The organism is Pseudonocardia parietis (assembly GCF_017876315.1).
Taxonomy (GTDB): Bacteria; Actinomycetota; Actinomycetes; order Mycobacteriales; family Pseudonocardiaceae; genus Pseudonocardia; species Pseudonocardia parietis.
This window is the reverse complement of sequence record NZ_JAGINU010000001.1, coordinates 835,854-848,437: the sequence shown is the minus strand read 5'-3', so window position 1 is coordinate 848,437 and position 12,584 is coordinate 835,854. Positions and strand designations below refer to the sequence as shown.

Sequence of the window (12,584 nt, the reverse complement as noted above, 5' to 3'; positions counted from 1 at the left end):
GTTCAGACGACGCGCGCGGACTCCTCCGCGCCGAGGGCCCGGGGGAACCCCGCGGGTATCACGATGTCGCGGGCGGTCAGGTCGTGCACCGACCGGTGGCCCAGGCCCAGGACCGCGGAGTCGATCCCGCCGCGCAGGATGTCGAGGACGTTCTCCACTCCGGCCTGCCCGTTGGCCGCCAGCCCCCACAGGTACGCGCGGCCGATCATCACCGCCCTCGCCCCCAGGCCCAACGCCTTCACCACGTCACCGCCCCGACGCACACCGCCGTCGGTGACCACCTCGATCTGGTCGCCGACGGCCTCGGCCACCGCCGGCAGGGCCCGGATGGAGGCCGGTGTGCCGTCGAGATTGTTGCCGCCGTGGTTGGACACCGAGATCGCCGTGACCCCGGCGTCGACCGCACGCTTGGCGTCGTCGACACGCATCACGCCCTTGAGCATGAACGGCCCGCCCCACTGCTCGCGCAGCCAGGCCACGTCCTCCCACGTCGGCAGCGGCGTGCCCATCCATTCTCCGTACGCCTGGAAGAACGTGGGCGCGCTGCCGCCGCCCGGCGGCGTCAGGTTCGGGGTGGTCAGGTCGGGGATCCTCCCGGTCCTCGCGAACTGGTAGAGCCACTGGGGCCGCAGCGCCACCTCGGGACCGAACTTCAGCGCCGCCTTGAGGTCGACCTTCTCCGGGATGGCCGGGCTGCCCTAGTCACGGCCGTTGGAGAACGACCAGTCCAACGTCATGATCAGCCCGACCGCCCCGGCCGCCCGCGCCCGCTCCATCCGCTGCACCAGCACGTCGCGGGTGCCCACCCAGTACATCTGGAAGAACGTCTGCGGGTTGGCCGCCGCGACCTCTTCGATGGACTTGCTGGCGAACGAGCTCAGGCCCATCGGGATACCGCGGGCGGCGGCGGCCCTGGCCACGGCGACCTCGCCGTCCGGGTGCACGGCCTGCACCCCGGTCGGGGAGATCAGCACCGGCATCGAGGTCGGCTGCCCCATCACGGTGGTGGACAGGTCACGCTCGCCGTGGAGCCCGGCCACGTGCGGGGCGAACCCCAGCTCGCCGTAGGCCTTCGTGTTGTCCTCCACCGTCGTGCCGCGCTCGGACCCGGCCACCAGCGCCCCGTACACCGACTTCGGCAGCCGCTTCTTCGCCCGCCGCTGGGCCTCCGCGACCGTCTCAAACCAACCGTGCGCCATCACGTCTCGATTCTCGTTCGTCTTCGAAATGAACAGTCTGCCCGTAGTCTCGCGTCCCCGCGCGACCGCGGCAGCGGCCCGGGCCCGTCAATCGGTGAAGATCGCCGTGAGGGCGGCCGCGACGTCGCGATGATCGCGCACCAGCCGGCACCGGCCGCGCCCGAGGCGGGCGAGATCGCGACCGAGGTCGACGTCGTCCTCCCCCGAGGTGTCGAGCAGGACGTCGAGACGGGGCAGGTGGGCGGCGGTGAGTCGCGGGTCCGGGCCGGCGTTGTGTACGCAGTCCGACAGCAGCAACACCCGGGCGTCGCGCGGCGGCACCCCGGCGAGCTGACGGCTCGCGACCTGCAGGGCGAAAGCCACGTTCGTCAGGCCCCGGGTGGGTACCCGCAGCAGCAGGTCGAGCACGGCCAGCGGCTCCAACTGCTCGCCGGAGCGTACGAGCACGGCGGCGTCGGACCAGAACGCCACGACCGCGAGCGAGTCCCGACCCAGCTCCGCGACCAGCGCGCCCACGGTGGCCGCCGCGGTGCGCACCCGTTCGCCCTTCATCGACCCGGAGACGTCGACGACGAGCACCACCGATCGGCGCGTGCGGACCCGCTCCCGGACCCACACGTCGTCCTCGGTGATCACGGCTTTGCCGGCTACCGACTCGCACGTCCGCTCGAGGTCCAGCTCGTCGGAGGGCCCGGACCAGCGCAGGCTGGTGATCTCCCCGACGCCCCGCCGCGCCCGTCGGTCGCGGGGTGGGCGCGCCACCGCGAGTGTCCTGGCGATCTGTCGAGCCCGAGCCCTGGCCAGCAGGTCGGCCTGCGAGGACTCCGTGAGGTCGGCGAGCGCGATCAGTTCGGCGTCCTCGTCGGACTCCCCCGGAGCGCTGCCGCCCGCCCGAGTCGGGCGGGCCGCAGAGCGCCGCCGGTCACCGGAGGACAGCGCCAGCCCGCCACCACCGGGCGATGGCTGGTAGAGCGAGGGCTCCTCGTCGAGTTGCTTGGGGCGACGCCGCAGCGGCCGCAGCGTCCGGGTGCGGCGACCCGCACCCGGGCGGTCCCGGCGGGTCAGCGGCGAGTCGGCCTCGACCGCTCTTCAACCGGGTTCCGCCGCCGCAGGCAGCAGCAGGAAGTGGTCCTCCCAGATCTCGCGGAGTACCTGCTCAGGGGTGGCCTCCACGGTCTCGTCGAGCTGGATCCGCCCGGACAGCGCGAGGAGCATCGCGTCCATGACGAGTGCGGTGTAGTCCTGCGGGAGACCCCGGGGCGGGGCCACCGATGACTGCTCGGGCAGCGCCACGTCGCGCATCGCGGCGAGCTGTGCCGCGATCAGAGCGACGTCGATGGCGCCGCGCACGCTGCTGCCCTGGCGGACGTCGTCGCGCTCGCGGGTGGCCCGCGTCAGGGCCACGGCGTCGGCGACCAGCCGCCCCGAGGAGATCTCGGAGCGGCGTGTGACGATGCCCCGCTCGGCCTCGGCGTCCTGGTAGTCGATCGCCATCCGACACAGTCGGTCGTGCACCGAGGTGGAGAGCCGGGTGGTGCCGATGGTGTCGTAGGGGTTCATCGACGCCACCACCCGGAACGTGGGCGCCGCCGTCACCGTGCCCACCCGCGGCACCGCGATCCGGCGCTCGGCCATCGCGGTGAGCAGCGTGTTGAGCGTGTCCTCGGGCGCCCGGTTGAACTCCTCGACGTAGAGGAACCCGCCGGTGCGCATCGCCTCCACGAGTGGTCCCGGCACGAAGTTGTCCGCGGTGTAGTCCTCCCGCAACACCCGTGCCGGGTTGTGGTGGCCCACCAGACGGGTCGGGGTGAGGTCCGCGTTGCCCTCGACGAACAGCAGCGGGATGCCCCACTCCGTCGTGATCGCCCGCAGCAGCGTCGACTTGGACGTACCGGGCGGTCCCTCCAGCATGACGTCGCGGCCGGCGGCGACGGCCGCGAGCAGGAGATCCAGCTCCCGCTCGCGGCCGACCAGATGCCGAGCGACCCTGGCCCGAACCCGGCGCACGGACCCGCCGTCGGCGCCGGTGACCCGGCTGCCGGTGATGGCGGTGTCGGTGACGGCGGTGTCGATGATGACGGTGTCGGGGACGTGCCCGTTGATCGCCGTCTCGTGCATCTGCGTGGCTCTCCGATCGAGTTAGTTGACGGTGTGACCGGCGCCGGTCATCGGATCGTGCAGCCCGCGTCGACCTTCATCTCCAGTCCGGTGACGTAGCGGGCCTCGTCGGACGCCAGGTAGAGCAGCGCGTTGCTGATGTCGACCGGGTCGACCACCTCGACCGGCATGGTGTTCATGAAGATCGGGCCCATCGTGGGGCTCTGCTCGATGAACTGGTTCATCCCACCCAGCCCCGCGACCAGCGGGGTGTCCACGCCTGCGGGGTGGATCGTGTTGACCCGGATGTTGTGCTCGGCGAGCTCGTTGGCCAGCGAGCGCATCACACCCACGATCCCGTGCTTGGCGGCGACGTAGGGGGCGAGCCACGGCTGGCCCTTGATGCCCGAGGTCGAGCTGGTGATGACGATCGAGCCGCCGCCCGCCGCCTGCAGGTGCGGGATCGCCGCCACGCAGGTGTGCCAGACCCCGGTCAGGTTGACATCGAGGGTGTCCGCCCAGATCTGCGGCGTCACCTCGTCCCACTTCTGCACCGTGCAGATGCCGGCGTTGGCGGAGACGATGTCGAGCCGGCCGAACTGGGCGACCCCCTCGTCGACGGCGGCCTTGAGCGCCGCGGCGTCGCGGACGTCGGCCTTGACGGCCACGATGCGCCGGTCCAGCGCCTCGACGGCCTTGACCGTCTCGGCGAGATCCGCCTCGGTGGCCATCGCGTAGCCGACCCTGTCGAAGTCCTGGCAGGCGTCGACGGCGATGATGTCGGCGCCCTCCTCGGCCAGCCGGACCGCGTGGCTGCGGCCCTGGCCCCGAGCGGCACCGGTGATGAACGCGACCTTGCCCTGTACTCGTCCCATGACGTGCTCCTTCTGCGAACAGCTACTTCTGGGTCATGCCCAGATCGATGGGCAGGGACACCCCGGTGACGTAGCGCGCCTCGTCGGAGGCCAGCCACAGCACGGCGTTGGAGATGTCCCGCGGCTCCACCCACGGCACCGGCATCAGGTTCAGCGCCTGATAGCCCGCCTTGGCGTCGTCGAGGGTGGGGTTCTCGATGTCGGGCCGGAACAGCCGGTAGGCGACATCGTTGAAGATCATGTCCGTGCCCACCGTCGTCGGGTGGATCGTATTGACCCGGATCATGTGCGGGGCCAGCTCGATGGCGAGGTCGCGCATCAGCCCGACGACGCCGTGCTTGGAGGCGGCGTAGTGGGCGAGGTTGCCGAACCCCTTGATCCCGGCCGTCGAGCTGGTGAGGATGATCGACCCACCCTGCCCGGACTCGACCATCGAGGGGATCACGGCCTTGCAGGTCTTCCACACCCCGGTGAGGTTGACCGCCAGCACGTCGTCCCACCGCTCGTCGCTGAGCTCGTGGGCCTGCCCGAAGTCCTCGATGCCGGCGTTGGCGCAGACGATGTCGATGTGCCCGAACTCGGCGAGCCCCTCGTCGACGACGGCCTGTACCGCCGCCGAGTCTCGGACGTCGGCCTTGCGCGTGAGGATCCGCCGGTCGAGGTCCTCCACCATCTTCACGGTCTCGGCGAGCTGCTCCTCGGTGCCCAGCGGGATGATCGAGGCGTCGATGTCCGCGCAGATGTCGAGCGCGATGATGTCCGCGCCCTCCTCGGCGAGGCGCAGCGCGTGCGAGCGGCCCTGCCCCCGCGCCGCGCCGGTGATGAACGCGACCTTGCCCGCCACACGTCCGGCCATGGTCTGCGGTCCCCTACTTCTGGTTGAAGCCGGCGTCGACCGGGATCTGCGCGCCGGTGACGTAGCGCGCCTCCTCCGACGACAGCCAGACGATGGCGTTGGAGACGTCGACGGGCTCGATCATCTCCACCGGCAGCGGGTTCTTCAGGGCCTCGAGCATCTCGGAGTGCTCGGTGAACCACTTCTGCATGAAGTCGTTGGTGACCAGCGGGGTGTTGACGCCGGTCGGGTGCACCGTGTTGACCCGGATCGAGTACTTCGCCAGCTCCAGGGCCAGCGACCGCATCAGCCCGACCACACCGTGCTTGGCCGCTGCGTAGTGCGCGATCTGCACGAAGCCCTTCATGCCGGCGGTCGAGCTGGTGAGCACGATCGAGCCGCCGTTGCCGGCCGCGATCATTGCGGGAATCGCCGCCTTGCAGGTCTTCCAGACGCCGGACAGGTCGATGTCGATCGTCTCGTCCCAGACGTCCTCGGTCATGTCCCAGGCGTTCTCGACGTAGGAGACGACTCCGGCGTTGCCGCAGACGATGTCGAGGCGGCCGAACTCGGCGACGCCCTCATCCACCACGGCCTGCACCGCCGCCATGTCTCGGACGTCGGCCTGCCGGGCGATGATGCGGCGGTCCAGGTCCTCGACCAGCTTCACCGTCTGCGCGAGGTCGTCGGCCGTGCCCAGCGCGTAGGGCACCGTGCTCATGTCCTGGCAGGCGTCCAGCGCGATGATGTCCGCGCCCTCCTCCGCCAGGCGCAGAGCGTGCGACCGGCCCTGCCCCCGCGCTGCGCCGGTGACCAGCGCGACCTTGCCTTCCAACCGTCCGGCCATGCTGGCTCCTCCTTGAGCTGTCCTGTGCAGCTGAAGGTACGAGCGGGCGGCATGTGGATCTTGACCGTGCCCGCACGCGCTCTTGCACGGGGCCGCACAGCCGACGGAGGAGTCAGGTGCCGACGCGTCGTTCCCGCGGGGTGATCCCGTACCGCGCCTTGAAGGTGCGGGTGAAGTGCGACGGGTGGGCGAAGCCGACGCCGAGGGCGATCTCGGAGACCGTGCGGCCAGCCCAGCGGGGGTCGACGAGCAACGCGTGCGCCCGGGCGAGCCGCTCCTCGAGCAGCCACCGCCCCGGGGACGTGCCGTCGGCCTCCAGGAGCGCGTAGAGATAGCGCTGCGAGATGTTGATGCCGTCGGCGATGACGGCGGGTGTGAGCCCCCGATCGGCCAGGTGGCCGCGGATGAAGCTCCGCGCCCGGGCCAGGTGCGCAGCGCGGACGGACCGGACGTCGACATCGCCGCCGACCCGGTCGTGCAGGGCTGCGGCCACCAGGTCGAGGACGGATCCGCTGACCGGTGCCACCGATTCGGCCTTCTCACCATAAAGCGGAAGGGACCGCAGGAGCCCGGAGGCGAGCGCACCGACGCCGCTGGTCCCGGTGACGGTGACGCCGGTGGCCGCGGCGACCCCCGGCAGCCACGCCGCCAACCGGTCGCGGGGCACGCGCACCACGATCTGCCGGGACCGGTCGCCGAGGCGGCCGCGGTACGGGCGGGCGCTGTCGATCAGCACGAAGTCACCGGGCTGATCGAGGACCGCACGCCGATCGTCCTGCTCGAACACCCCCTCGCCCTGCACGAGCAGGGTGAGGAACAGGTCATCGGTGTCGGCGCGGCTGATCAGCCGGGCCGTGCGGACGACCTCGTGCGCGTCGGCGGTGACCGTGTCCACGTGCAGCCGGTCGACGATGCTGCGCACGATCTCTCCGACGAACCGGTCGGACGACGGCCCGGCGGCGCGCGCGGTCAGCTCGACGATGTGTCGGCAGATGGCGTCGCGCCAGTACGCGAAGCCGTCGTGGCCGTCGACGTCGGAGGTCGAGAGTCGCACGGACATCACGCACACCTCGTACGGCAAGGATCAGGGTGCTCCCATGGTGCCACCAGTCGCCGCCGGTAGCGGCCGTCGGACGAACGATGAATGACGCCATCGCGACCGCGGCGATACCTCAGCGTGTCACGATCGTGCACGGGCCCGCTCATGGTGAGTCAGGAGTGGATCGAGGCCGGGCGGTGTAGGTGGCACCAGCGGGGCCACCTACAGCGTTAGCCGGACCACGCCCTGGTCCGCTCGACTCCTCCCCCGGTTATAGACGTCCCCCGGTTATAGACGGATGTGGTCGCACGACCTCCGTTCGGGCCGTCGGCCCGAAGGCGTCTCGGCGGGCGGATCAGCCGGCGAGCTCGACCCGCCTGGCGGCATCCACCGCAGTGGCCCGCAGGAGCTCCCCCAGGTCGTGCACGTCGAGCCGGTGCAGCCGATAGACGGGAACGCACACGGAGAGCCCCGCGATCGCGTTGCCCTCGACGTCGATCACGGCGCTGCCGACACCGCCGACATCGGGCCGGTACCCGCCTACGTTGATCGCATAGCCCCGGTCGCGGACCCGCGCCAGCTCCTCGCGAAGTAGTGCGGGATCGGTCAGGGTGTTCTCCGTGAAGCGCTCAGGTGGCGCTGAGAGCACCCATGCGAGCCGCTCGGGTGATAAGTGCGCAAGCTGTGCCAGACCCGGCGACACACAGTGTGCCGGGGACCTGCTCCCAATCATGGCCACGGACAGCACCGACTGCGGAGACATGAGCTGTTCGAGGTAGACGACGTGCCGGCCGTCGAGCCTCGTGAGGTGGATGGTCTCGCCGGTCCGGTCACGCAGATCCGCAAGCAGCGGGCGCAGCTCAGCACCGAGGTCCGGGCCGGCGGAACCTCCGGCCAGTCCGAGCAAGCCGGGACCGAGCTGGTAGCTGCGGTCGTCGTTCTGGACGAGCCACCCGCGGGCCACCAACGTACGCGCAAGACGGAATGCCGTGGCCTTCCCCGTCTCCAGCAGCTCGGAGAGTTGGGTGGCGCTGAGGCGGTCGTTCGGGGCGAGCGCCTCGATCATCGAGACGGCGCGGTCCACTGACGAGAGACCCTGAGCGTTGTCATTAGGCGACGACACCGGTTGAGCATAGCGGAACAGAAGGGCTATCTCTCAAGCTACTTCCCTATGCGGAACCGACCGTTGCACCTGTCGGAACAAGTCAGCTACCGTCCAGGAGCTGCGACCCGGCTGGCGGTCGCCCTCAGCGACGACGCTGCAAGGAGTGGACAGAGCGCAAAGCGCGGGGCGACGCCAGGTCGTCTCGGCGGGGATCGCCTCGGTCATGGGCTGGGGGATGGACCTCTACGACCTCTTGATCATTTTGTATGTGGCCTCAACCATCGGGCCGCTGCTGGTTCCCGCGGAGTCCGAGACGCTGCAGCTGGCGTTCGTGTACGCCTCGTTCGGCGTCACGCTCATCATGCGTCCGCTGGGGTCGGCACTCTTCGGGAGTTTCGCGGACCGCAACGGTCGGAAGAAGGCGATGCTGATCGCCATCACCGGTGTCGACGTCTCCACGGCGTTGATGGGTGCGGTCCCGACCTACGCCATGGCCAGTGTACTGGCCCCGTTGCTGTTCGTGGCGCTGCGCCTGGTGCAGGGGGTGTTCGTCGGCGGCGTCGTCGCCTCCACCCACACCCTCGGCACCGAGACCGTCGGGCCACGGCATCGCGGTCTCATGTCCGGACTGGTGTCCGGTGGCGGCGCGGGCGTGGGTGCGGTGCTCGCCGCGGCTGTGTTCTTCGTGGTGTCCTCACTGTTCCCTGGCGAGGCCTTCTCGGTCTTCGGCTGGCGCGTCATGTTCTTCAGCGGCTTGCTCGCCGCGGCGCTGAGCTTCTTCGTCTACCGACTCACCGAGGAGTCGCCGCTCTGGGCCGCGCCGCCCGCCTCCACCGGCACGCAGGCTGCACGCTCGCCGCTGCGCACGTTGTTCTCACTCGGCTACCGTTCCATCTTCCTGCTGAACCTCGTCCTGGTCGCAGGCGGCGCCTCGCTCTACGACCTGACCGTCGGTTTCTTCCCGACGTTCTTCGACACGAGCATCGGGATCGACAAGTCCACCGCCGCGGGCATGCTCGTCGTCATCAACCTCGCCGTCATCGTCGGCGGCGCGGCGGGCGGCGTGCTGAGCGACCGAATCGGCAGGCGGCGCACCTTCCTCACCCTCGGTGTGCCCACGCTGATCGTCGTCCCCCCGCTGTACCTGCTCACGAGCACTTTCACCGCCGAACAGGTGGGGCTGGTCACGCTGTGCGCGCTGGTGATCGCCGTACTGATGATGGCCGCGACCGCGCCATCATGATCTTCCTGAACGAGCGGTTCCCCACCGCCGTCCGTGCCACCGGGACCGGACTGAGCTGGAACGCCGGCTACGCCCTGAGAGGCATGACGCCCACGCTGGTGACTCTGCTGAGCCCCGAGGTCGGCCACATCCCGATCCGCGTCACCATCGCATGCGTGGTGGTGACGGTCCTGTTCCTCGCCGGTGCGGCGATCGCTCCGGAGACGCGGGGCCGGGACGTCCGCGACGTCCACGGCCCGGACGACGTCGGCTCGACCGTGCCGGCCACGCGAGCCGAGGCCCGGCCGTCATGACGGCGACCGTTGCGCAGGGGGTGCACGCGTCCGGGGACACCGTGGTTCTCCTGCACAGCCTGGGCACCGACCAGAGCCTGTGGGATGCGCAGGCCGTCGCGCTCGCGGACGCGGGCTATCGGGTTCTGACCCCCGAGAGCAGAGGGCACGGGGGCAACGCCGATCCAGGACCGACGAATCTCGGGGACTGGATAGCCGACCTGCACGAGGTCGTCACGGCGACGAACGACCCGGTACACCTGGCCGGGCTGTCGATGGGTGGCGTGCAGGCTCTCGCCTACACGTTGACACACCCGGAGGAGGTCCGCTCACTCGTGCTGGCTGACACCTTCGCCGCGCTCGACGCGACGTCGGCCGAGACCAAGATCGACGGGATCAGGGCCGCGGTCACCGCGCACGGCATGACCGCCTACGCGCGCACCTACCTGGACGAGACGCTCACCGTGGCGCTCGACGCCGACCGCCGGGACCGGCTCCGGGCAAGCATCGCGGGGGTATCGGCCGCGGCCTACCTGTCCTCCGCCGAGGTGTGTTTCCGGGCCACCCTGGCCGACCGGCTCGGCGAGGTACGGGCCCCCACCTTGGTCCTCGTGGGCGGCGACGACCACAAGACCCCGCTCCCGCTGTCCGAGACACTGCATCGTGGCATCGCGGGATCTCGGTTGACGACCGTGCCGGGCGCCGGACATCTGGCGAACCTCGAGGCGCCGGAGGCCTTCACCGACGCCCTGCTCGGCTTCCTCGCCGAGCAGAGCACCCACACCGCCGTCGGGAGAGGCCCACGACGACCCTGCTGACCGGTGGGGCGAGCGGGATCGGTGCGGCGGTAGCACGCGCGCTGAGCGCGGACGGGCTGCGCTGCATCGCGATCGACCAGCAGGAGCCGGCCGATTCCCTCGACGGGGTGGAGTACCTGCGGGCCGACCTCGCCACCGACGACGGCGTGCAGTCTGTTCTGGACGGGCTGGCCGAGCGCGGGGTCGAGCGCGTCGACCACCTCGTGCATTGCGCCGGGGTACTGCACTACTCGCCCTTCCGGGAGACCGACCGGGCCATCTGGCAGCGGGTGCTGCGGGTCAACCTGGAGGCCACGATCGCCGTCGCCCAGGCCGTCGTGCCGCTGATGGGGCGACGGTGGTCGGATCGTCCTGTTCGCCTCGGGAACCGTGCTCAAGGGACCCCGCAACGTCTTCGCCTACGCCGCGTCGAAGGCGGGGGTGATCGGGTTCGCCCGCTGCCTCGCCTCGGAGCTCGGCGACGACGGGATCACCGTCAACGTCGTGGCCCCGGGAATCACGGCCACGCCGATGGCCGAGGCGATGACCGAGACGGAAGAGGCGAGCCGCAGCGGCCAGTGTCGCCGCGGGCGGCCAACGGCCCCGCCGCTGGACAAGGCACGGAACGTGCGGCCCGGCAGCCGCACCGGCACGACGGTGCGGCGCCCGCCAATCGCCGTGAGGTAGGCACGGGCCAGCTCGACGGCATGCCTGACCTCGGGCCCGCCCAGGTCGAGTGCCCGGCCGAGTGGGGCACTCGCGGCCAGCTCCACCAGTCGGGCTGCCACGTCCTCGACGTCGACGGGTTGGAAGCGCAGGGCGGGCACGGGCATCACCGGCAGCCGGGACACTGCGGCGAGCCGGACGCGCAGCAGGTCGTGGAACTGGGTGGCGCAGGATCGTCGCCGGCACGGCGCCTTGCTCGACGACCCGTTCGGCGGCGAGCTTGCCCCGGTAATAGGCGAGCGGGACGCGGTCGATGCCGACGATGGAGACGTACAGCAGGTGTCGGCGCCCCGCGTGCTGAGCGGCCTCGACCGGCCGCTGCGCCGCGGCAACCTCGAAGAGGCGTCGGCCGGAGGTGGCGCAGTGGATCACCACGGTGGTCCCGGCCAGTGCCGCATGCACGCCGTCACCACTCAACAGTTCGGCGGTCGCCCACTCCCGCCCCGGCGGGCGATCGGCCGGCGCCGGGCGGCGGCTCAGCGCGCGCACCGCGTGGCCGCCCGTCAGCAGCCGCGCGACCACCACCCGGCCGAGCGCGCCGGTGCCGCCGGTTACCACGATTGGAGTGCTCACGGTTTCCTCCTCGTGTCGTTCAGGAGGAGGGACCGGTGACGCCCGTCGAATGTGACAGTGCGGCGGCCTGGCCGGCCAGGAACCCCAGCTTGTCCGGGTTGACCACGATGCGCAGCGCAACGATCTGCTCACCCGCGAACTCCGGGACCGCCACCCCAACCAGGCGCGCACCGGCCCAGCCCCACACCGCAGGCTCGCCGTTGATTTCCACGATGCCGACGTCGAGCGCGCCGGCAAACCTGCCGAGCCCCCCGGCGAGGTACCGGGCGACGCGAGCGCGGCCCCACACGGGCCGCCGGGCAGCCGTCGTCTTGCCCCCGCCGTCGGCCACGGAGACCGCTTCGGCCGCCAGCACGCTCGAGGCCTGCCGTGTCGCCCTCGCGGGCCGCGGCGACGGAGCGTTCGACGAGCCGGTGCCGCTGGTCGGGATCCGGCCGGAACCGCGCCCTACCCTCCGCCACTCGCTGCCGGGCGCGCCGGTACAGCTGCCGAGCGTTGGCCGGGGTCAGCTCCAGCGCCTCCGCGATCTCCCCATGGTCGTAGGCGAACGCCTCTCTGAGCACGAACACGGCCCGCTCGGCCGGAGTGAGCCGTTCCAGCAGCACCAGCAGGGCCAACGAGACGGAGTCGTTGCTGCTCGCCTGTCTCCAGCGGGCCGAGTACCCCGCCTGCGGTGAGCACGGCTCGGGCAACCACGGCCCGACGTACTGCTCGCGCTGCGCCCGGGCTGAGGTGAGCCGGTTCAGGCAGAGGTTCGTGACCACCTTGGCAAGCCACGCGGGCGCCGCGACGATCGCCGCGTGATCGGCCCCATTCCATCGGAGAAAGGCGTCCTGCACGACATCTTCGGCCTCCGCCGCCGAGCCGAGCAGCCGGTAGGCGAGCCCGAACAGCCGGGAGCGCTGCTGCTCGAACTCCTCTACCACCCGCATGCTGGCCAATCCTGCCAGGCCCCGTGGATCGGTACCTGCCGTCC

12 protein-coding genes and 4 pseudogenes are annotated in these 12,584 nt (G+C 70.9%); 4 read left to right on the top strand and 12 right to left on the bottom strand.

Annotated features, from left to right (window positions below; all coding sequences use genetic code 11):
* Positions 1-2: 2 nt before the first annotated feature.
* The 8 genes and pseudogenes from mftD to JOF36_RS04025 form a co-directional block, all read right to left on the bottom strand.
* A pseudogene (gene mftD, locus JOF36_RS04060) lies at positions 3-1,199 on the bottom strand (pre-mycofactocin synthase MftD).
* 87 nt (positions 1,200-1,286) lie between these two features.
* Positions 1,287-1,961, bottom strand: coding sequence for a vWA domain-containing protein (locus JOF36_RS04055; RefSeq protein ID WP_307862203.1), 675 nt, complete (start codon positions 1,959-1,961; stop codon positions 1,287-1,289).
* Positions 1,962-2,288: 327 nt separating this feature from the next.
* On the bottom strand, positions 2,289-3,317 hold the full coding sequence (locus JOF36_RS04050) for an AAA family ATPase (protein ID WP_210025077.1): 1,029 nt from the start codon (positions 3,315-3,317) through the stop codon (positions 2,289-2,291).
* 47 nt (positions 3,318-3,364) lie between these two features.
* On the bottom strand, positions 3,365-4,171 hold the full coding sequence (locus JOF36_RS04045; protein WP_210025076.1) for a mycofactocin-coupled SDR family oxidoreductase: 807 nt from the start codon (positions 4,169-4,171) through the stop codon (positions 3,365-3,367).
* A 22-nt stretch (positions 4,172-4,193) separates the two neighbouring features.
* Positions 4,194-5,027: a mycofactocin-coupled SDR family oxidoreductase gene (locus JOF36_RS04040; protein ID WP_210025075.1), complete on the bottom strand. Its 834-nt coding sequence runs from the start codon at positions 5,025-5,027 to the stop codon at positions 4,194-4,196.
* 13 nt (positions 5,028-5,040) lie between these two features.
* Positions 5,041-5,853, bottom strand: coding sequence for a mycofactocin-coupled SDR family oxidoreductase (locus JOF36_RS04035; protein ID WP_210025074.1), 813 nt, complete (start codon positions 5,851-5,853; stop codon positions 5,041-5,043).
* A 112-nt stretch (positions 5,854-5,965) separates the two neighbouring features.
* Positions 5,966-6,913 carry a helix-turn-helix domain-containing protein gene (locus tag JOF36_RS04030; RefSeq protein ID WP_210025073.1) on the bottom strand — a complete coding sequence of 316 codons (948 nt, stop codon included), beginning with the start codon at positions 6,911-6,913 and terminating at the stop codon, positions 5,966-5,968.
* A gap of 334 nt (positions 6,914-7,247) precedes the next feature.
* Positions 7,248-7,976 (bottom strand): IclR family transcriptional regulator, encoded by a 729-nt coding sequence (locus JOF36_RS04025; RefSeq protein WP_210025072.1) that lies wholly within the window; start codon positions 7,974-7,976, stop codon positions 7,248-7,250.
* A 184-nt stretch (positions 7,977-8,160) separates the two neighbouring features.
* Between JOF36_RS04025 and JOF36_RS04020 the strand changes: the two genes are divergently transcribed.
* The 4 genes and pseudogenes from JOF36_RS04020 to JOF36_RS41330 form a co-directional block, all read left to right on the top strand.
* Positions 8,161-9,240, top strand: a complete 1,080-nt coding sequence (locus JOF36_RS04020; protein WP_210025071.1) for an MFS transporter — start codon at positions 8,161-8,163, stop codon at positions 9,238-9,240.
* Positions 9,237-9,533, top strand: coding sequence for a hypothetical protein (locus tag JOF36_RS04015; protein ID WP_210025070.1), 297 nt, complete (start codon positions 9,237-9,239; stop codon positions 9,531-9,533). The genes JOF36_RS04020 and JOF36_RS04015 overlap by 4 nt, the downstream gene beginning before the upstream one ends.
* Positions 9,530-10,330: an alpha/beta fold hydrolase gene (locus JOF36_RS04010; protein ID WP_210025069.1), complete on the top strand. Its 801-nt coding sequence runs from the start codon at positions 9,530-9,532 to the stop codon at positions 10,328-10,330. Before JOF36_RS04015 ends, JOF36_RS04010 begins: the two co-directional genes overlap by 4 nt.
* Positions 10,324-10,816: pseudogene (locus tag JOF36_RS41330) on the top strand (SDR family NAD(P)-dependent oxidoreductase); the annotation flags it as partial. The gene JOF36_RS04010 and the pseudogene JOF36_RS41330, both read left to right, overlap by 7 nt.
* On the opposite strand, the gene JOF36_RS38595 reads toward JOF36_RS41330, so the two are convergent.
* The 4 genes and pseudogenes from JOF36_RS38595 to JOF36_RS38585 all read right to left on the bottom strand — a co-directional run.
* A complete protein-coding gene (locus JOF36_RS38595; protein ID WP_245350675.1) occupies positions 10,729-11,136 on the bottom strand; it encodes an SDR family oxidoreductase in 408 nt (135 codons plus the stop codon). The pseudogene JOF36_RS41330 and the gene JOF36_RS38595 sit on opposite strands and share 88 nt — an antisense overlap.
* Positions 11,137-11,254: 118 nt before the next feature.
* Positions 11,255-11,557: pseudogene (locus JOF36_RS41325) on the bottom strand (SDR family oxidoreductase); the annotation flags it as partial.
* Between the two features lie 70 nt (positions 11,558-11,627).
* Entirely contained in the window at positions 11,628-11,963 is a 336-nt protein-coding gene (locus tag JOF36_RS38590) for a sigma-70 family RNA polymerase sigma factor family protein (protein ID WP_245353118.1), read from the bottom strand.
* Between the two features lie 160 nt (positions 11,964-12,123).
* Positions 12,124-12,540 (bottom strand): annotated as a pseudogene (locus JOF36_RS38585) (sigma factor); the annotation flags it as partial.
* Positions 12,541-12,584: the final 44 nt, after the last annotated feature.